General features: G+C 74.2%; 14 protein-coding genes. 8 read left to right on the forward strand and 6 right to left on the reverse strand.

All coding sequences use genetic code 11. From position 1 onward, the window contains the following. The first annotated feature begins 215 nt into the window (after positions 1-215). The gene (locus tag ABD220_RS16180; protein ID WP_344124330.1) at positions 216-758 is read left to right on the forward strand and encodes a type 1 glutamine amidotransferase domain-containing protein; all 543 of its coding nucleotides are present in this window, start codon (positions 216-218) and stop codon (positions 756-758) included. Between the two features lie 122 nt (positions 759-880). Here ABD220_RS16180 and ABD220_RS16185 read toward each other — a convergent pair whose 3' ends face one another. From ABD220_RS16185 to ABD220_RS16195, 3 genes are all read right to left on the reverse strand, one after another. Beyond that, on the reverse strand, positions 881-2485 hold the full coding sequence (locus ABD220_RS16185) for an ABC transporter permease (RefSeq protein WP_344124332.1): 1605 nt from the start codon (positions 2483-2485) through the stop codon (positions 881-883). Continuing rightward, the gene (locus ABD220_RS16190) at positions 2482-3438 is read right to left on the reverse strand and encodes an ABC transporter ATP-binding protein (RefSeq protein ID WP_344124334.1); all 957 of its coding nucleotides are present in this window, start codon (positions 3436-3438) and stop codon (positions 2482-2484) included. The genes ABD220_RS16185 and ABD220_RS16190 overlap by 4 nt, the downstream gene beginning before the upstream one ends. A 118-nt stretch (positions 3439-3556) precedes the next feature. After that, positions 3557-4654 (reverse strand): acyltransferase family protein, encoded by a 1098-nt coding sequence (locus ABD220_RS16195; RefSeq protein WP_344124335.1) that lies wholly within the window; start codon positions 4652-4654, stop codon positions 3557-3559. A gap of 278 nt (positions 4655-4932) precedes the next feature. Here ABD220_RS16195 and ABD220_RS16200 point away from each other — a divergent pair, with 278 nt between their 5' ends. Both ABD220_RS16200 and ABD220_RS16205 read left to right on the forward strand, forming a co-directional pair. Next, positions 4933-5901 carry a DUF5919 domain-containing protein gene (locus tag ABD220_RS16200; RefSeq protein ID WP_344124337.1) on the forward strand — a complete coding sequence of 323 codons (969 nt, stop codon included), beginning with the start codon at positions 4933-4935 and terminating at the stop codon, positions 5899-5901. 71 nt (positions 5902-5972) lie between these two features. Next, entirely contained in the window at positions 5973-6458 is a 486-nt protein-coding gene (locus tag ABD220_RS16205) for a hypothetical protein (RefSeq protein WP_344124339.1), read from the forward strand. A gap of 21 nt (positions 6459-6479) precedes the next feature. Here the strand turns inward: ABD220_RS16205 and ABD220_RS16210 are convergent, their stop codons facing one another. After that, on the reverse strand, positions 6480-13046 hold the full coding sequence (locus ABD220_RS16210; RefSeq protein WP_344124341.1) for an anti-phage protein ProA: 6567 nt from the start codon (positions 13044-13046) through the stop codon (positions 6480-6482). 230 nt (positions 13047-13276) lie between these two features. On the opposite strand from ABD220_RS16210, the gene ABD220_RS16215 reads away from it, so the two are divergent. Then, positions 13277-14560, forward strand: coding sequence for a cytochrome P450 (locus ABD220_RS16215; protein WP_344124343.1), 1284 nt, complete (start codon positions 13277-13279; stop codon positions 14558-14560). On the opposite strand, the gene ABD220_RS16220 is transcribed toward ABD220_RS16215, so the two are convergent. Further along, on the reverse strand, positions 14518-15360 hold the full coding sequence (locus ABD220_RS16220) for an NAD-dependent epimerase/dehydratase family protein (protein WP_344124345.1): 843 nt from the start codon (positions 15358-15360) through the stop codon (positions 14518-14520). The two genes, ABD220_RS16215 and ABD220_RS16220, sit on opposite strands and share 43 nt — an antisense overlap. A gap of 131 nt (positions 15361-15491) precedes the next feature. Between ABD220_RS16220 and ABD220_RS16225 the strand changes: the two genes are divergently transcribed. The 3 genes from ABD220_RS16225 to ABD220_RS16235 all read left to right on the forward strand — a co-directional run bounded on the left by ABD220_RS16225 (position 15492) and on the right by ABD220_RS16235 (position 16928). Further along, positions 15492-15992, forward strand: a complete 501-nt coding sequence (locus ABD220_RS16225) for a pyridoxamine 5'-phosphate oxidase family protein (protein ID WP_344124347.1) — start codon at positions 15492-15494, stop codon at positions 15990-15992. Positions 15993-16068: 76 nt separating this feature from the next. Continuing rightward, positions 16069-16593 (forward strand): DUF488 domain-containing protein, encoded by a 525-nt coding sequence (locus ABD220_RS16230; protein WP_344124349.1) that lies wholly within the window; start codon positions 16069-16071, stop codon positions 16591-16593. A 2-nt stretch (positions 16594-16595) separates the two neighbouring features. After that, the gene (locus tag ABD220_RS16235; RefSeq protein WP_344124351.1) at positions 16596-16928 is read left to right on the forward strand and encodes a cupin domain-containing protein; all 333 of its coding nucleotides are present in this window, start codon (positions 16596-16598) and stop codon (positions 16926-16928) included. A gap of 44 nt (positions 16929-16972) precedes the next feature. On the opposite strand, the gene ABD220_RS16240 is transcribed toward ABD220_RS16235, so the two are convergent. Continuing rightward, positions 16973-17140 (reverse strand): hypothetical protein, encoded by a 168-nt coding sequence (locus ABD220_RS16240; protein WP_344124353.1) that lies wholly within the window; start codon positions 17138-17140, stop codon positions 16973-16975. Positions 17141-17324: 184 nt separating this feature from the next. Here ABD220_RS16240 and ABD220_RS16245 point away from each other — a divergent pair, with 184 nt between their 5' ends. Further along, positions 17325-17984, forward strand: a complete 660-nt coding sequence (locus tag ABD220_RS16245; RefSeq protein WP_344124355.1) for an SDR family oxidoreductase — start codon at positions 17325-17327, stop codon at positions 17982-17984. Positions 17985-18008: the final 24 nt, after the last annotated feature.

Raw genomic sequence — 18008 nt, forward strand, 5'->3', positions numbered from 1 at the left:
CCCTCGCCGGCGGGTCCGCCCGCGCGGGCCTTACGGGCCGAGGGGCGGCACCGGGCGCCGGAGGTGTTCCGGCGTGCGGCCGGGCGGCGGGGCCCTCCCGGGTATCGCCCAGCGAGAACGCACCCGTGCGGCGCTTTCCTTCCGCCCCGCGCCGGGCCACAGTGGTCCCGTGCCCTGGCGCCACGGCGCCGACCCACCGATCCAGGAGGTACCGCATGAGCACCGACATCACCGGCAAGAAGATCGCGTTCATCGCCACGAACGGCGTCGAGGAGCCCGAGCTCACCGAGCCCTGGAAGGCCGTCCAGGAGGCCGGCGGCACACCCGTACTCCTGTCCTCGGAGCAGGGCAGCATCACGGCGATGCAGGGGGACTGGGACCGCGCCGGCAGCTACGACGTCGACGGCGCCCTCGCGGCGGCGAAGGCCGAGGACTTCGACGCGCTGGTCCTGCCCGGGGGCACCCTCAACGCCGACAACATGCGCGTGGACCAGGACGCCCTGCGCCTGGTCCAGGAGTTCGACGCCGCGGGCAAGCCGATCGCGGCCATCTGCCACGCCCCGTGGATCCTCATCGAGGCCGGGCTCGTGCAGGGCCGGCGGCTCACGTCCTACTCCTCCCTGGCCACCGACCTGAAGAACGCCGGGGCGGACTGGGTGGACGAGGAGGTCGTCGTCGACGGCCGGCTCGTCACCTCCCGCAACCCCGGTGACCTCGAGGCCTTCAACCGCGAGGCGCTGAAGCTGTTCGCCGGCTGACCCGCTCCACCGACCCGGCGCAGGGCCTCTCGGCCCCGCGCGCGCCGAGGGGGACGCCTCCGGACGGCCGTCGACCCCGACGCCGTCCGGGGGCGTCCCCTCGGCGCTGCCGGCGCGCCGGGTCAGGCCGGCAGGTCCCGGTGGCGGAATCCTGCGGCGGCCGCGGCCAGGAGCGCGAGCGCCAACGCGGCCAGGCCCACCAGCGGAGCGGCCTGCCAGTCCTCCGAGGGCACGAGCGGCGTCAGCTGCACCGGCGAGAGGTTCATGGCCGGCTCCGGCAGGTCGAGCAGCTGGCCGAACCACGAGACGAAGACCACGTACGCGACCACGGCCCAGCTCAGCGCGGCGCGCCGCGGGGCGAGCCCGACCAGGGCGGCGGCGACGCCGGTCACGACGAGCACGGCCGGGAAGTACACCAGGGCCGCGAGGGCGAGCTCGCCGGTCCAGCGCAGGTCCCCGGTGGTGGCGGTGATCCCGGCGCCCAGCGCCGCCCCGGCCAGCAGCAGGGCCAGGAGGGCCTCCACGACGACGACGCCGAGCCAGCCGAGCACCCAGCGCACCCGGTCGAGACCCGTCGTGAGCAGGAGGGCGGTGCGGCCTGCCTCCTCCTCGGCGCGCAGCCGCAGCACGCCCGAGACGGCGAACGCGACCACCCCGAGCGCGAGATAGGACAGCGTCGCGGCGGCGAAGGACTCGGTGAGGGCGTCGAGGTCCAGCACGAGCCACTCGGTGATCGACGGGATGTCCGCCATGCTGTCCTCCAGCGAGTCGGCCAGCGAGCCGAAGGCCAGGCCGAAGAGCACGAGTCCCGCGGTCCAGCCGAGGAACGTGCCGCGCAGCAGCCGCCGCGCCAGCCCGGTCGCGGAGAGCAGGGACGTCCCGGCCGCCGCGGGCCCCGGCCGCGCCGGCCGCAGCCCGGCGCCCAGGTCCCGCCGCTGGGCCAGGAGCACGGCCGCCACCAGCAGCACCGCCGTCAGCGCCGCCGAGAGCGCCAGCGGCCACCAGCGCAGGTCCACGTAGAGCCGGGTCTGCTGGGCCCACGCGATGGGTGAGAACCAGGACAGCCACGAACCGGTGGGTTCGATGACGTCCCCGACCCCGCGCACCAGGAAGGCCGCACCGAGCACGGCCATCGCCGTGCCGGAGGCGGCCCGCGCGTGCTCGGTGAGCTGAGCGGTCACGGCGGCCACGGACCCGAACACCAGGCCCGTGAGCGCCGTGGCCAGTCCCCAGGCCACGGCGTCGACCCCGCCCAGGCCCGCCGCGAAGAGCACCGCGGTGATCCCGGCGCCGACCGCGGCGTCCGCCGCGGCCACCGCCCCGAGGGCGGCCGCCGCCGGGGCGAAGCGGCCCACCGGCAGGGCGCGGACGACCTCGAGCCGCCCGGACTCCTCCTCGGCCCGCACGTGCCGGCTCGTGAGCAGGATGCTCATGATCGCGGTCGCCACGAGCACCGACAGGCTCAGCTCGTTGACCGTCATGGCGCCGAGCGTGTAGTCGTCCGCGCCGAAGGCCGGACCGGTCATCATCACGGCGGACGGGTTGTCCAGCAGGGCGGCCCGGGCCTGGCGGGCCTCGCCGTCCGGGAACGTCTCCTCGAGGGCGAGCACCGTCGCGTGCACGGTGCCGGTGAGCGCGAGCACCCACACGAGGATCCGCACCCGGTCCAGGCGCAGGTTGAGCCGGAACAGGCGGCCGGTCGCGGCCCACGGCTCGGCGGTCCTCATCGGGGCGCCCCCGCGTCCCGGCCGGCACCGCGCCCGGTCCCGTCCGGGGCGGCGGGCCCGGCCGGGCGGTCGCCGTAGTGGCGCAGGAAGAGTTCCTCGAGGGAGGGCGGGGTGACGGTCAGGTCCTGCACGCCCAGGTCGGCGAGCGCCCGGAGGACCTCGGGAACCCGGGCGTCGTCCACGTCGAAGCTCAGCCTCCCGTCCTCGTGCACGAGATGGTGCACGCCCGGCAGGCTGCCCAGGCGGCCGGGACCGGCGGGAGTCGTGGCCGTGACGGTGGAGCGGGTCAGGTGGCGCAGCTGGGCGAGGGTGCCGCTCTCCACGTCCCGGCCGGCGCGGATGATGGTCACGGTGTCGCACAGCTTCTCGACCTCGGCCAGGATGTGGCTCGAGAGCAGGACCGTGCTGCCCTGCCGGCTCAGCCGGCGGACCTCGTCGGTGAACACGGCCTCCATGAGCGGGTCCAGCCCGGAGGTGGGCTCGTCCAGGACGTACAGCTCGGCCTCGGCGCTCAGGGCGGCCACCAGTGCCACCTTCTGCCGGTTGCCCTTGGAGTAGCTGCGGGCCTTCTTCGTGGGGTCGAGCTCGAAGCGCTCGATGAGCTCGTCGCGGCGACGGCGCCGCCGCCGTCCGCCGCGGATGCCGGTGAGCAGATCCACGATCTCGCCCCCGGTCAGGTTCGGCCACAGGTTCGTGTCCCCGGGGACGTAGGCGGTTCGGCGGTGGATCTCCACCGCGTCCTGCCAGGCGTCCAGGCCCAGGACCGCGGCCGTCCCCGCATCCGCCCGGAGCAGGCCCAGCAGCACGCGGATCGCCGTGGACTTGCCCGCGCCGTTGGGGCCCAGGAAGCCCGCGACCTGCCCCGGCGCCACGGTGAGGTCGAAGCCGTCCAGGGCCGCGGTGGGGCCGAAGGCCTTGACGAGACCGCGGGCCTCGATGACCGGGGTGTCCATGGTGCTCCTGACGGGTCGGGGCCGGCGGCACGCCCGCCTGGACCTCACGGTAGGCACGGCCCGGGCGCCGGACAAGGACGTGCGGAGACCGGGCGCGCCGTCCGGACGCGGGGACGGGTCAGGCCCGTCGGCGTCGCTCCACGGCCGGGGCGGACGTCCCCTCCGCCCCGGTGGAGGGGACGCGCCGGTCGGGCCGGTCGCGGGGATCGAGCCACGCCTTCGCCTTGAGGGCGGGCCTCTCCACGAGCGTCCACGACAGCAGCGCCAGGGGCAGCGTCAGCAGGACGACGAGCAGGGAGTTGGCGGCGACTCCCCACGACGCCGTGCCGAGCAGCACGAGGAGCTGCTGCACCGGATACGCGTAGATGTAGACGCCGTAGGAGAGGTCCGTGCGCGTGGTCCAGTTGCCGGACGGGGCGGCGCCGAGGCCGAGGAGCAGCACGGCGAGCGGCAGCTGCCCGTACAGGTCCGCCCAGCCGAGGTCCGTCAGCACGGCGTAGACGACGGCCGCTCCCGCGGTGTGCACCCAGGTGGGCCGCCACGTCCCCGCCCAGGCCCAGACCGCCGCGCCCGCCAGGAAGTAGCCCACCAGCCGGGCACCGTTGAGCCAGAGGTGGGACGTGACGTCCAGCGGCCCCTCGGCCAGGGGACGGAGGACGAGCACGACGAGGAACAGCGCCGGGAGCACCCACCGGGCGTGCCGTGCCGCGACGGCGAGGCTCAGGACCAGGCCGATCAGCACGTAGGCGAGGGCCTCGTGGAACAGCGTCCAGAGCGAGCCGTTCCAGGAGTCCGGCGCCGGGACCCGGGTCAGGGTCCCGTCGATGCCCCACTGCGAGATCCTCAGGTCGCCGTTGTTGAGCACGAAGCCGGCGGCGGAGGCGAGATCCAGCGACGTGCCCTCGAGCGCGGCCGCGAGCGGCGCGAAGAGGGCGGACACCACGAGCAGGCTCACCAGAAAGGCCGGGTAGATGCGCAGGAACCGCCGCCAGAGGTACGGCACCAGCGAGGTCCGCACCCGGCTCTCCGCGATGAGGTAGCCGCTGAGGACGAAGAAGCCGTTGACGGCCACGTCGGACAGGACCTCGAGGCTCGGCCCGTCGGCGCCGGTCAGCGGCCAGGCGTGGCCGAGGATCACCGCCGACGCCAGGACCAGGCGGACGGCGTTGAGGCGGTTGTGGCGGTCGCCCAGGCGTTCCCGGAGAGTCGTGGCCAAGGGAGGTGCCTTCCGCAGGAGGGGCAGCGCGGCCGGTGCGCTCTGCTGCTGGACGTGGGCCGGCCCCTGGGGCGGGACCGGGCGTGACGCCGCGCCGCCGAACGTCCGAGCACGAGTTTAGTAATGCAAACACATGTTCTCGCCACTGTGCCGCCGAAGTGGGGACGGCTGCCCCGACGCACCGGCTGTCACAAAATGCCCCGGTGGCCGCGGTGCTAACGCCCTGGTCGGGAGCCGTGCCAGGCTGAGGGCAGATCCGCCCGAGGAAGGGGAGTCCCGTGCTGGAGATCCGCAGTGCCGGCCAGGACCGGGCCGTGGGTGGCGGGTGGCGCGGCGCCGCGCGCACCGAGCCGCGGCGGCGGCCGGGCGCCGCACCGGCCGTGCTGCTCGGCCTCGGTGCGGCGCTCGTCGTCCTCGCGCTGGTGGCCGGACGGGCCTGGTCGGAGGTGCTTCTCGAGGCCGGGGCCGTCCTGCTCACCGTGGGCGGCGTGGGCCTGCTCCTGGACGCCGGACTGGCCCGGTGGCGCGGCTCCGCGCCGGTCGAGGCGCAGCGTCCCCCGGTCCCCGCGCCGCCGCCTGCGCGCGACGACCAGCTGGGCCTCGTGGGGGTCCGCGAGGAGCTCGACGCGGTCGACGTCCTGCGCGGCGTGCGGCCGGGGCAGGAGCTGTGGTGGATGGACACCTTCCCGCTGACGCTGGCCGGGGACCTGGACGCCATCCACCGGGCGCTCGCCGCCGGGGTCCGCGTCCGACTGCTGGTCCTGGACCCGAAGTCGCCCGCGCTCGCGTCCCGGCTCCGCGAGATCCGCCACCACTACGGTCTCTCGCCCATGGACCTGCGGCGCAGCTTCGACACGCTGGTCCACCAGCTCCGGGCCCTGGGCGAGCTCGATCCCGTGGTGGCCGAGCGCCTGGAGGTGCGGGTCTACGACGGCCTGCCCGGAGCCCCGATCTACCTGGTGCTCGGGAGTCCCGCCGCGGCGGAGGACCCCGTGGCGGACCCGGGGGCACCGGGGGTGCTCCGGGCGTTCAGCAGCTACTTCCTGCTCGACGCGAGCCAGGACATGCCCTACCTGGAGTGGCGGGACGGGCCCTTCGCGGCCCGGCTGCACTCCTACGCGCGGCACAAGTGGGCGGAGGGGCGCACGGTGTTCCCGACCGAGCCCGCCGACCGCTCGGCCTCGGCGTTCAACGTCCGGCCAGAGGCGGCACCGCACTCGGCCGGAAGCGGCGCCGACGGCTCCTGACGCCCTGGCCGGCACGCACTCGGCCGCCGGGCCGTGTGGCGGTGCGACCGCAGGTCTGCTGAGATGTCGGCATGGACGTATCGGATTTCAGGACTCTGTTCGGCGACGACATCCGGGCCTGGCTCGACTGGGACGCGCTCGACGACGAGAACACCCGGGTCGAGGACCTCGTGGTCTCCTCCCGGCAGGAGCTCGGCGAGCTCTACACGGTCTGGCACGTGGACCCCGAGGGCAACCCGGGGGAGTGGTCGCACCCGCAGCACCGGCCGCAGACCCTCGCCGACGCGGCGGCCAAGCAGTGGCCGGAGGACCGGCAGGCCAAGATCGAGCACCTGCGGCAGGAGTTCGCCGAGGACTCGGGGCCGGTCCAGCTCACCGTGCCGGCCTACCGGGCCGAGGGCTCCCTCGTGGTCCTCGACTCCAACCACCGCCTCGTGGGCGCCTATCTCTCCGGGGCGGACCTTCGCGTGCTGCTGGTCGTGCTGAACGGACCCTCGTCCTCGCTGATCCTCCCCGCCACGGCGCAGATCGGGAACCACCGGGCGGACCGGATCTGAGACCTCCCCCCTGTGGCCGGTCTACGCCGCGGGGAGCGCCAGGACCTCGTCCTGGCGCACGAGCCGGCCGTCGCGCTCCAGCAGGTGGAGCACCTGCTCGTAGCGCTCCCGGATCTCACGGCCGGTCCGGTTGAAGCCGAAGACGTCGTTGAGCGACTGCATCACGTCGCCGGCCGGGGACGTGCCCTCGGAGCGCAGCACGTCGAGCACCGCGTTGCCGATCTCCTGCGGGGCGATCTCGATGATGCGCCGCTTGTCCCCGTCGGCCGGGGTCCGGCGGTAGCCGGTGTAGTCGTCCGGCGCCGTGCCCTCCGGCCAGTAGAAGGTGCCCAGCGCCGTCGTGTCACGCCGTCTCCTCGGCAGGCAGCCCAGGATGGCCTCCTGCCGCTGCGCCCGCACCTGTTGCAGTCCGAACCGCCCGGCGAGCAGGCGCGCCAGGCGCTGGGCCTCGATCGGGCCCTCCGCCGCGACGATCTCCTCCAGGTGCTCCCGGACCAGCCGCTTGTTGGCGGGGGCCGTGATGGCGTCGAGCACGGCCCGCTCCCCGGCGACCCGGTGCGGAGCAGGCCGGTAGGAGCCCTCCGTCGGCCCCGTGCCCGTGGAAGGGCCCGGCTCGACGCGGACGGGCTCGTCGGCCTCGGCCCGATCGGCCGGTGCCGCCGAAGGGCTCGCAGGCCTCCCGGCGCTGCCGGCGACGAGCACGTGGTCCTGGTCCGGGCGTGGTGAGCTGGGTGGGGCGCCGACGGGGACGAGTTCGCGATCGGGGTCGCCGCCGGGCTCCGCGGCGGAATCCGGAGGACTCCGCAGGGCCCCGGTCTCCCGGGCGTCGTCGACGGCGTCCTGCACGGGCTGCTCCTCGGGCTGCCCGACCGCTTGCTGCGCGGCGTCCGCGATCTCCTGGACCACGGCGCTGCGGGAGCGGATCCACGCGGGCAGCCACACCCGCTCGAGATGCCGCCACCCCATGGCGCCGGTCAGCACCTGGGTCGGGAGGGCGTCCCGGTCGGAGACGATGGTGCGCCGGGCCCAGGCCGGGCCGTCGAGGAGGAGGCCGACCCACTCGTGCTCCGGGGACACCCGTGCCGCGAGGTCCACCCGGAAGTTCGACATGCCGATCTCCTCGACGACCTCCAGGCCGGCCGCACGGAGGGCCGCCGCGACGTCCTGCCGGTGCAAATCCCAGGACTCGCCGGTCGGGCGGTGGACGTCGTCGTGCCCGTGCTCACGCGCGAAGACGAGGTACTCCCGCAGGTGTCGCAGGCCTTCCGACGAGGTGCGCGCGAGATCGATGTCCTCCGGGCCGAAGGAACTGAAGATCCTGATGGCGCGGCGGGCACGGGTGATCGCCACGTTGAGCCGCCGCTGTCCGCCCGCAGCGGTGAGCGGGCCGAAGTTCAGCCGGAGCACGCCGGTCTCCTTGTTCCGCGAGAAGGCGAGGGAGAAGAGGATGATGTCGCGCTCGTCGCCCTGCACGTTCTCGAGGTTCTTCACGAACAACGGATCCTCCGAGCGCACCAGCGCGTCCTGGACGACGCGCACCGCGGACTGCTCGAGCTTGTCGAGCACGAGGTCCCGCTGCTGGGTGTTGAACGTGACCACGCCGATCGACGCACCAGGGTCCTCGCGCAGCAGCTCGACGACCTCCTCGACGATCCGCTGCGCCTCGACCTCGTTGGTGCGGGTCCCGCCGGCACCACCGTCGTACTCTCCGTCCAGGCGCTCCCAACTGACACCGAGGCCCGTCCGGGGCCCGGGCGGAGCAGGGAAGCTGGAGAGCTCCCCGCGGTAGTAGCGTCGGTTGGAGAACGCGATGAGCGACTCGTCCTGGCTGCGGTAGTGCCACGTCAGGCCGAGGCTGTGCACGTTGGAGTCGACGGCCTCGGTGAGGATGGAATCCTGGTCCGCGACCGTGAGCCCGCTCTCCTCCGCGCCGTCGAGGTCGTCGTCGCCGGCGGAGGCCGCGAACATCGAGCTGGGCGGCATCTGCTGGGAGTCGCCCACCACCACGACCGCCTTCGACCGGCCCATGGCCCCGATCGCGTCGGCCACGCGGATCTGGGAGGCCTCGTCGAAGACCACGACGTCGAAGTGGACGGACCCGACCGGCAGGTACTTGGAGACCGAGTGCGGGCTCATGAGCAGACAGGGGGTGAGGTCCAGCAGGACGGGCCCGGTCCGCTCCATGATCTCCCGGATGGATCCGCCCCGCTTCCGGTGGATGAGGCGGTTGAACTCCGCCTGCTGCTTCGTCGGCTTCTCCTGGTTGATGCCGGTGGCGGCGAGGACCTGCGCCGGCAGGTCCGAGCGCAGGCGGCGGCGCACCTGTCCGGACAGGTCGAGGTAGCTCTCCACCTGGCGGTCGCGCACGCCGGCGTCGAAGGAGGTCAGGTTCGCCTCCTCGAGCGTGTCCGCCCGCACCTCGTGGGCCACGGCACGCTGGAGCCGCTCGGTGAGACCGGTGACCGGCGTCGTTCCCGCCCGCAGGTCACGGGCCAGGCCGCCGAAGCCGGCGTGCTCCAGCTCCTGGAGCAGTGCTTCCACGGCACGGTAGCTGCGCAGGCGCCGGTCGCGCTGCCGGTCGACCTGGTCCTGCCACACGGACGCCGTCGCCGCGAGCCGGTCGACGACGGAGGAGTCCTTCCGCCACCGCGCCACGGAGGTTTCCGTGGCGTCCAGGAACCCGGCAGCTGACGACCACGCCTCCACGAAGGCGGCGGTCGTGGGGCCGAGCTCGATCCGGGCGGTGGCACGGCCGGTGGCGGAACCACCCGTCGTGGTGAACAGCGCGCCGAGGGCATCGTCCTGGTCCGGGAACGCGTCCAGGACGGGCTCCAGCGCCTCGGCGAACGCCAGGACGGAAGACGGCACCGCCAGCGGGTCGGGCGCGGTCAGGGACCACTGGAGGCCGGCGGGCAGCAGGGGGCCGGTGCGGTGCCGGAGGCCCTGCTCGGCGTGCTGCACCGCGTGGAGGGCGTCCAGGAACGCGGAAGGGTCGTCCAGGCAGCTCGTGTCGGCCGAGACGACGAGGGGACGCAGACCGTCGACGACGGCCTGCACGGCCTTCCGCTTCCCGAAGAGCCTGCCCTGCGCTTCGGACAGGGCCTGCCGGTGGGCGTCGAGGTCGGCGGTGTAGGCGGCCGGGTGCAGCGACCGCAGGAGCGGCTCGTGCCGGTCGAGCACCTGCCGGATGTCGTCGAGGGCCCGGCGCAGCTCCTGGTGCCACGTCACGGTGAACACTTCCCGGTAGTGGGACGGGGGCATCGCCCGGTTCGCGTCGAGATCCCCCAGCCAGGTGGCGAGGGTCCGCCAGTGGTCGACGTCGTCGGTCGTGCGCAGCAGCGCGGCAACGCGCTCGTCGAGGCCGTGCAGGGCGGCCAGGAGCTGCTGGACCGGCTGCAGCACCGGGCCGCCGTGCTCGTCGTCCGCCGTCCCCTGCGGACCGGCCAGCGACCACTCGTCCTGGTCGGGGGCGTGCCCGAGGTCGGGGAGCAGCTGCTCGAGGGCGCTCGCTGCGCGGAACACCGTCTCCGCGCGCTCGGGATCGGCGACCAGCGTGCCGGGGACGACGACGTCGTCCCCGACCTCCGTGCCCGGCGAGGCATCGGTGAGCGCGAGGACGTCCTGGTGGGCCTGCCAGACGCTGCGGCCGCGGGTGGGCCGGTGCAGGGCGCGCGGGTAGCGGGCAAGGTCCGCGACGGCGGCGGCGTGCTGGTCCCGGAGGACGCCGAACGCCGACGACGGGGCGCGGACCCGGGCGTCCCACGAGTCGACGAGCTGGCTCCGGACGCTCTTGATGCTCTGCTGGCGCCCGTGCAGCTCGAGGGTGAGAGGGCCGAGGCCGACCTTCTCGAGCCGCTCCCGCACGACCTGCAGCGCCGCCTGCTTCTCGGCGACGAACAGCACCTTGCGCCCCGCGGCGAGGCTGTCGGCGATCATGTTGGTGATCGTCTGCGACTTGCCCGTGCCCGGTGGGCCTTCGAGCACGAAGGTGCGCCCTGCCGTGGCCCAGGCGACCGCCTTCAGCTGCGATCCGTCGGTGGGGACGGGCAGGTGGCGTCGCGCCTCGTCGGACTCGTCGGTCTCGGGAGCCTCGACCGGGTCGTCGAACGGTTCCGTGGGGGTGTTCACGAGGTGTCCCACCAGCGGGTTGTCCAGGAAGGACTCCCAGTGCTCCGAGAGGTCCCGCCACATCTCGAGCGTCGAGAACTGCAGCATGGCCAGCCGGACGTCCGGCTCCACGGTGAACGGCAGGCCGCGCAGGGCCAGGGTCCGCCGGAGCTCCTCGAAGACGTGGGCGACGTCCATGCCGCTGTCGTCGGCCGGGGGCTCGGCGAGCACGGGGATCTCCAGGCCGTAGTCCTGCTTGAGCTTCTCGATGAGGCAGTAGTTGGGCCGGGCCTCCGCGCCGTCCTCGATCTGGACGTGGAACGGCTGGTTCTTCCGGCCGGTGAGGGTGACGGGCAGGAGGAAGAGCGGGGCAAGGCCTTCCTTGCCCGTCCGATCCTGCCAGGCCAGCGCGCCGATGGTCACGAACAGGTTGTTGGCGCCGGTCTCCTCGAGGACGACCTTGGCCTTGCGGCGCAGCCCGTCCAGCGTCCCCTCGTGCCGGGAGGCCGTGTGGTCGGTGTGCACGACCAGCTCGTTGCGCAGCACCGCTTCGAGCATCTCCTCCGGCAGCTGCGCGGCGGAGTGCCTTCCCTGGGCGTTGTCGATCTCGGACAGGTCGTCGGCGGGACGCAGTCGCAGCCGCTCCCCGCTGGCGAGGGAGTCCTCGAAGCCGGGCAGGGCCCGCTCGGGCACGATGAAGGACACCGAGCCGGTCCGCTTCAGCTTCAGCAGCGGGTTGCGCATGGTCAGGTCCAGCAGCGCGGAGCGCCACCGGGCCACCCGGGCCGGGTACACCGTGCGGTCGACGGCGGCGCCGGCGCCGCCGGCCGGGCGGCGTCCGGAACCGGTGCCCGGGAGCGGGGCCTCGGGCGCCTTCTCGACCTCGATGACGACGGTGTCACCGTCCACCAGCACGCGAGGCAGCGGACGGATGCGGCGGTGGGCGGCGGCGACGTCGAGCACGTGCAGCACCTCGCCGTCGGCGCCCCAGTGCCGGGCGGTGGCCTGACGGGCGTCGTCGAAGCCGATGTCCTTGCCCTCGACCAGGGCCGTGGTCTCGACGGGCAGCAGGAGGCCGCCGCGGACGAAGTTCTGGAGGAGGCCGCGGTCCGCGAGCGCCAGCTCCGGGAGCTGCGCCTCGGCGGTGAGGAACCCGGCGAAGGCGTGGCCCGGGACCCGGACGACGACGGGGTGCAGGCCGGCCTGCTCCAGCGCCGCGGCGTAGGCGACCGTCAGGTCGAGGCACGTGCCCCACCGCTCGGAGAGCATCCGGCCCACGGGACGGATCTTCTGCCCGGTGGCCTCGAAGGACGCCGGGGGCTCGGTGTAGCGGATGCCGAAGGAGGCGAGGGCGTCGTAGACCGCCCGGCCGATCTCGACGGCCCGTTCGGACCCGCCCTGGTAGCCGTCCAGCGAGGGATCGCCGGTGCGCTGCTCCAGCAGGTCGGCGGCGCGGTCGAGGATCTGCCGGACCGCCGGCGCGTTGGGCGTGATGAAGGCCGCCAGCAGCTCGGGGATCGAACGGGCGTACCACTCGTCCCGGGCCAGCAGCCGCACGCTCGTCGCCTCGGTGGCCACCGTGCCGTCGACCGTGGCGTTGATCCGCAACGACACGGTCCGCGCCTCGTCGAGGGCGGCGAAGGCGGTGTGGTCCAGCGGCCAGGCGACGTCCGAGCCGTCGAGCAGGACCTCGCCGCCCGGACCGACCGTCAGAGGGTCGAAGCGGCAGGAGGTTCCCAGCCCTTCGGAGTGGTCGAGGACGAGGACCAGCTGCTCGAGCACATGCGGAGCGGCCAGGTCGGTGCTGCGGACACGCACCTCCAGCAGCGGGCTGACCCCGTTGTTGACCAGGGCGTAGTTGACGGCCTCCCGGAAGAGGACCGTGACGGCGATCGGCCCGGCCGTGACGGTCGCCGCGCGGGTGCCGGGCGGAAGGTCGTCCCGGCCCGACGGGACGCCCTCGTGCACCTGCTGCGCGGGCTGTTGCCCGGCCTCCGACCCGCCGATTCCCTCCGGCACGTTCCCGGCGGGCCCGTGCTCCTCGGCGTCCGCGGGCACCCTCTGGGCCGCGGAAGCGCGGCTCTCCGCAGTGGCAGCAGGGACCGCCAGGCCGAGGCTCTCCAGCAGCAGGCGCATGGTGTCGACGGCGCGCTCGGCGTCCGCGGCCGTGATCGTCAGCGGCTCGTGGGCGCAGACGTTGAGGGCGTGCGTCAGCTCGCGCGCGTAGCTGCTGTGCAGGGGAGTGACCCGGTGGTCGAACCGCCTCCACTCCTGGGTCAGCAGGCGCAGCAGGAAGCGGGGATCGCCGAGGCTGTACGTGCGGAAGGGCCGGCCGTTGAGCTTGTCCTCCTGCTGGGTCCGCGTCACCCAGGACTGCGGATCGCCCGGCTCGGGGGCGTGGCCCGCGACCCACGGGCCGAGGGTGCCGGCCATGGCCAGAGCAGCGCGCTGGATCGCTTCGGACGGAAGGATTTCGGGCACGGTCCGGCTCCTCGAGATGTGTGCAAAAGCAGATACTTGAAAGTGTATGAGGGGCCCCGGCCGCCTTCACGGTCCGGGTCGTGGGGGCTGTGGGCGAGTCGGCCCACAACGGGCCGGTGAGGTCACCGGGCGGGCAAGGATCCTCGACCCGCTCCTCGGGCCGCTGCCGCGCGGCGGGACCGCGCGGGGAGTCCCTGCCCGCCGCCGCACCCCGCGACTAGCATGACCCCATGAGCGACGACGCCCGCCCCGAGACCCGCTGCCCCGTTCCGCACGGCGACCGGCGCAGGACCGTCCCGCCCGGCGAGCGCCGCGCGCCGCGGGTGGAGGCGCTCGACGGCGTCTGGCACGTCCGGTCCCTGCCGCTGGTCCGCCAGGTGCTGCGGGAGGCCGACGGCACGGTCCAGGCCGGCTTCAGCGCGGAGACCGCCCGGCAGGGCCTGACCGGCGACCACCCGCCGGTGCTCTACGCGGACGGCCCCGAGCACCGGCGCCAGCGCACCGCCACCGCGAGGTTCTTCACCCCGGCCGCGGTGAGCCGCCGCTACCGGTCCCTGATGGAGGAGCGTGCCGACGAGCTGGTCGAGCGGATCCGGCGAGACGGCGGGGCCGAGCTGTCGGCGATCACCCTGCGCTACTCCGTGGAGGTCGCCGCCCAGGTGGTGGGGCTGACGAACTCGGACATCGACGGGATGTCCCGGCGCCTGGAGCGCTTCTTCAGCGGCCCCGTCACCGGCTCCACCGGTTCCGCGCGGCGAGGGCTCCCGGGCCGGCTCGGCGCCGTCGCCGGGTCCCTGCGGCCGATGTGGGCGATGACCGCCTTCCAGCTGCGGGACGTGCGCCCGGCGGTCCGGGCGCGGCGCCGGCAGCCGCGGGAGGACGTCGTGTCCCACCTGCTCGCGGAGGGCTGCACGGACCGGGAGATCCTCGTGGAGTGCCTCACCTACGCCGCCGCCGGCATGGCCACCACCCGCGAGTTCATCGCGGTGGCCGCCTGGCACCTGCTGGAGGACGACCGGCAGCGGGAGGAGTACCTCGCGGCCGACGAGCCGGCGCGGCACGGGATCCTGCACGAGATCCTGCGGCTGGAGCCGGTGGTGGGCCACCTCTACCGCCGGACCACCCGGGAGCTGGTGCTGGAGGACGGCGACGACCGCCACGAGGTGCCCGCAGGGGCCCTGCTCGACCTCTACGTCCGCCAGGCGAACACGGACGAGCGGGCGCTGGGGGAGGACGCCCGGCAGCTGTGCCCGGAACGGCCCCGGCCGCGGGGCATCCGGCCCGAGGCGATGTCCTTCGGGGACGGCGCCCACCGGTGCCCGGGCGGGTTCCTCGCGATCCAGGAGACCGACGTCTTCCTGCAGCGCCTGCTGCGGCTGCCCCTGGGCCTCGCGCACCCGCCGCGGGTCTCGTGGGTCGAGCTGATCGCGGCCTACGAGGTGCGCGACGTCGTCCTGCGGGTGGGCGCCGCTCAGGGGTGGCGCACGCCCTCCCCGGCGAGCACCGCCCGGTAGCCCTCCCGGTACGTGGGGTGGCGGAGTTCGACACCGGACTCCCGCAGCCGCCGGTTGGACAGCCGCTTCGAGCCCCTCGGCGGCGAGTCCGCCTCCGGCACGTCCTCGGGCCGGGGGGCGCCGAGCTCCTGCGCCAGGAACTCGAGGACCTCGAGCTCGGGCACGGGCTCGTCGTCCGTGCCGAGGTACAGCGTGAGCGGCTGGGCGTCCATGGTGAGCAGGTGCACGGCGGCCGCCGCGGCGTCGTCGCGGTGGATCCGGTTGGTCCAGGCGGCACCGGCCGCGGCGTCCCCGGAGCGCACCTTGTCGATCAGCCGCGTCCGGCCCGGCCCGTAGATCCCGGACAGCCGCAGGACCGTGCCGTGCGGGAACTGCTCGTGGAACAGCTCCTCGGCCTCCAGCAGGACCTGCGCGGTGGGGGTCGTGGGGTCCGGCGGGGTGTCCTCGGTGACCTCCCCGCCCCCGGCGTCCCCGCACACGGCGGTCGAGGAGATCAGCAGGGCGCGCCGGGGGAGGGCCCCGGCGGCGCGCAGCCCGTCGGCCACGTGGCGCAGCCCGTCCAGGTAGGCCGCGCGATAGGCCTCGGGCGTCCGTCCGTCCGCGGCGGTGGCGACCACCAGCAGCTCGACGTCGCCCGGCAGCTCGGGCACCTCCGTGCTCAGGTCCACCGCCAGCCCGATCAGGGGCGGCGGCACCAGCTCCGCACGGCGGCGCAGGCCCAGCACCTCGTGCCCCTGCTCGGCCAGCCGCAGCCCGATCTCCGTGCCCAGGTCTCCGCATCCCGCGATCACCACGCTCATGCCCCGATCCTCCCACGTCCCGCACCGCGGCGGTGCGGACCGGCCCTGTTCCCCCGGCGTCCGCGGCGCCGTAGGTTGGGAGTGCCGACCGGGCACCCCGGGCGGCCGCGGAGCACGGGAAGGGGACGACGGTGGACTGGTACCGCAAGGACGTGGAGGAGCTCGCGCCCGAGGAGTGCTGGGACCGGTTGCGGGCGGACGGCGTCGCCCGGCTGGCCGTCGTGGTGGACGGGGCGCCGGAGATCTTCCCGATCAACTACGTGGTCGACCGCGAGACGATCGTCTTCCGCTCGGGCGTGGGCACGAAGGTGAGCGGCGCGCTCGAGGGCCGGGCCGTGGCCCTCGAGATCGACGGGCAGGACCGGGGGGCCGCCACGGCGTGGAGCGTGGTCGTCAAGGGCGGCGCCGAGAGCGTCCGGCCGGGCCACGCCCTGATGGCGGCCCTGGAGCTGCCGCTGTTCCCGTGGCAGGAGGGGGTCAAGGACCGGTTCGTCCGCATCGTCCCGACGACGGTGACGGGCCGCCGCTTCACGGTGGCCGACCACGAGGCGTGGAACTCCCCGGCGGCCGGCGGCCGCCGGGTCCGGGGCGGATCCGCCCGCTGGACCCAGGCCGGCCCCGGCGAGCCGTGACGCCCGGGACCCGGCTCCCGGGGGCGGGCCGTGTCGGGTCGGGGGGTCCTCCGCGGCCGGTCAGTAGGGTGAGGGCATGACCGCGCACACCGTCTGCACCGTGGGCCACTCCACGCGCTCCGCCGAGGAGTTCGTGGAGCTGCTGCGGGAGTTCGGTGTGCAGCAGCTCGTCGACATCCGCACGGTGCCGCGCTCGCGCACGAATCCGCAGTTCGACCTCGACGTGCTGCCGGGCACGCTCGCGGAGGCCGGCATCGAGCACAGCTACTGCAAGGGTCTGGGCGGGCTGCGCCCCACCTCGAAGGACTCGGTCAACACCGCCTGGCGCAACGAGTCCTTCCGCGGCTACGCCGACCACATGCAGACCGAGCAGTTCCGGGCCGCACTGGCCGAGCTCGAGCAGCTGGCCGAGGACCGGGTCGTCGCGATCATGTGCGCGGAGGCGGTCTGGTGGCGCTGCCACCGCTCGCTCGTGGCCGAGGCCCTGCTGGTGCGCGGGCACGACGTGCAGCACATCATGGGCCCCGGCAAGCTCACCCCCGCGACGCTGCGGGACTTCGCCGTGGTCGACGGAGACCGGATCACCTACCCAGGAGGATGACCATGCAGCACCTGAACGAGATCGCCCTGCAGCACCTCAACGAGGCGCGGCACAACGGCCACGGCCGCAGCTCCGAACGCCTGCTGCACCAGAAGGTGCTGCGCCAGACCCTGCTGGCCCTCAAGGAGGGCGCGGTGCTCGCCGAGCACAACGCCCCGTACGCCGGGAGCCTGCAGGTGCTGCACGGGCGGATCCGGGTCTCCTCGGGCGAGGACCTGGTGCTCGAGGCCGGGCACCTGCACGTGATCCCGGTGGAGCGGCACTCCGTGGAGGCCCTGGAGGACTCGGTCTTCATCCTCACCGCGGTGACCGGCATCGAGGAAGCCGCGGAGTAGCCGCGGAGCAGCCCCCGAGCGGTCCCCGGAGGGGACGGAAGGGCTCAGCGCCGGCCCAGGTGCTTCTCCCGGCGGTAGGCGACGAACACGCCGGACACCGCGATCATCAGCATCATGGCGGCGATGAGCGCGAGCGTCCACGCGCCGTCGAGGAGCGCGACGGCCAGCAGGACGAGGGCGATCGCGGACAGCAGGAGCTGGAAGATCAGCACGGGGCGGGCCTCCGGTCGGGTACAGGGGTCCTGTCGAGGCTACCCGAGCCCGGAGCGGTTCCGGACGGCGGGGCCGGGCGCATTCCCGGTTTCGCCCTCCGCGTGAGCCGTGTCCCCGCGGCCGGGACGGGACTAGCGTCGAGGGAGAACACCACGTCCCCTCTGCACCCCTAGGAGCACCCCCATGTCCCACACAGCCATCATCGGCGGCCACGGCAAGGTCGCCCTCGTCCTCGCCCGGCTGCTCGAGGCCGGCGGCAACGACGTCACGAGCATCTTCCGCAACCCGGACCACACGGAGGACGTCGAGAACACCGGCGCCCGCCCCGTGCTGGCCGACGTGGAGCAGCTGTCCGTCGCGCAGCTCGCCGACCTGCTCGAGGGCCAGGACGCCGTGGTGTGGAGCGCCGGCGCCGGCGGCGGCAGCCCCGAGCGCACCTACGCCGTGGACCGGGACGCGGCGATCCGTGCGATGGACGCAGCCGTGATGGCCGGCGCCAAGCGCTTCGTCATGGTCTCCTACCACGGGGCCGGCCAGGACCACGGCGTCCCCGAGGACGATCCCTTCCACGCCTACGCCCAGGCCAAGGCCGACGCCGACGACCATCTGCGCGCCTCCTCGCTGGACTGGACGATCGTGGGCCCCGGAGTTCTCACCGAGGACGAGGCGAGTGGCAGGATCGACGTCTCCACGGGCGAGCGGGAGGGCGAGCACCGCACCTCCCGGGCCAACGTGGCGCTCGTGGTCGCAGCCGTGCTGGGTGACCCCTCGACCATCGGGAAGACCATCGAGTTCTCCGACGGCAGCATGCTCATCTCGGACGCGCTGGCAGTCCGGGCGTGACCGTCTGAGCGCACCGCACGAGGG

The sequence above is a fragment of the Kocuria aegyptia genome (assembly GCF_039530085.1).
Taxonomy (GTDB): Bacteria; Actinomycetota; Actinomycetes; order Actinomycetales; family Micrococcaceae; genus Kocuria; species Kocuria aegyptia.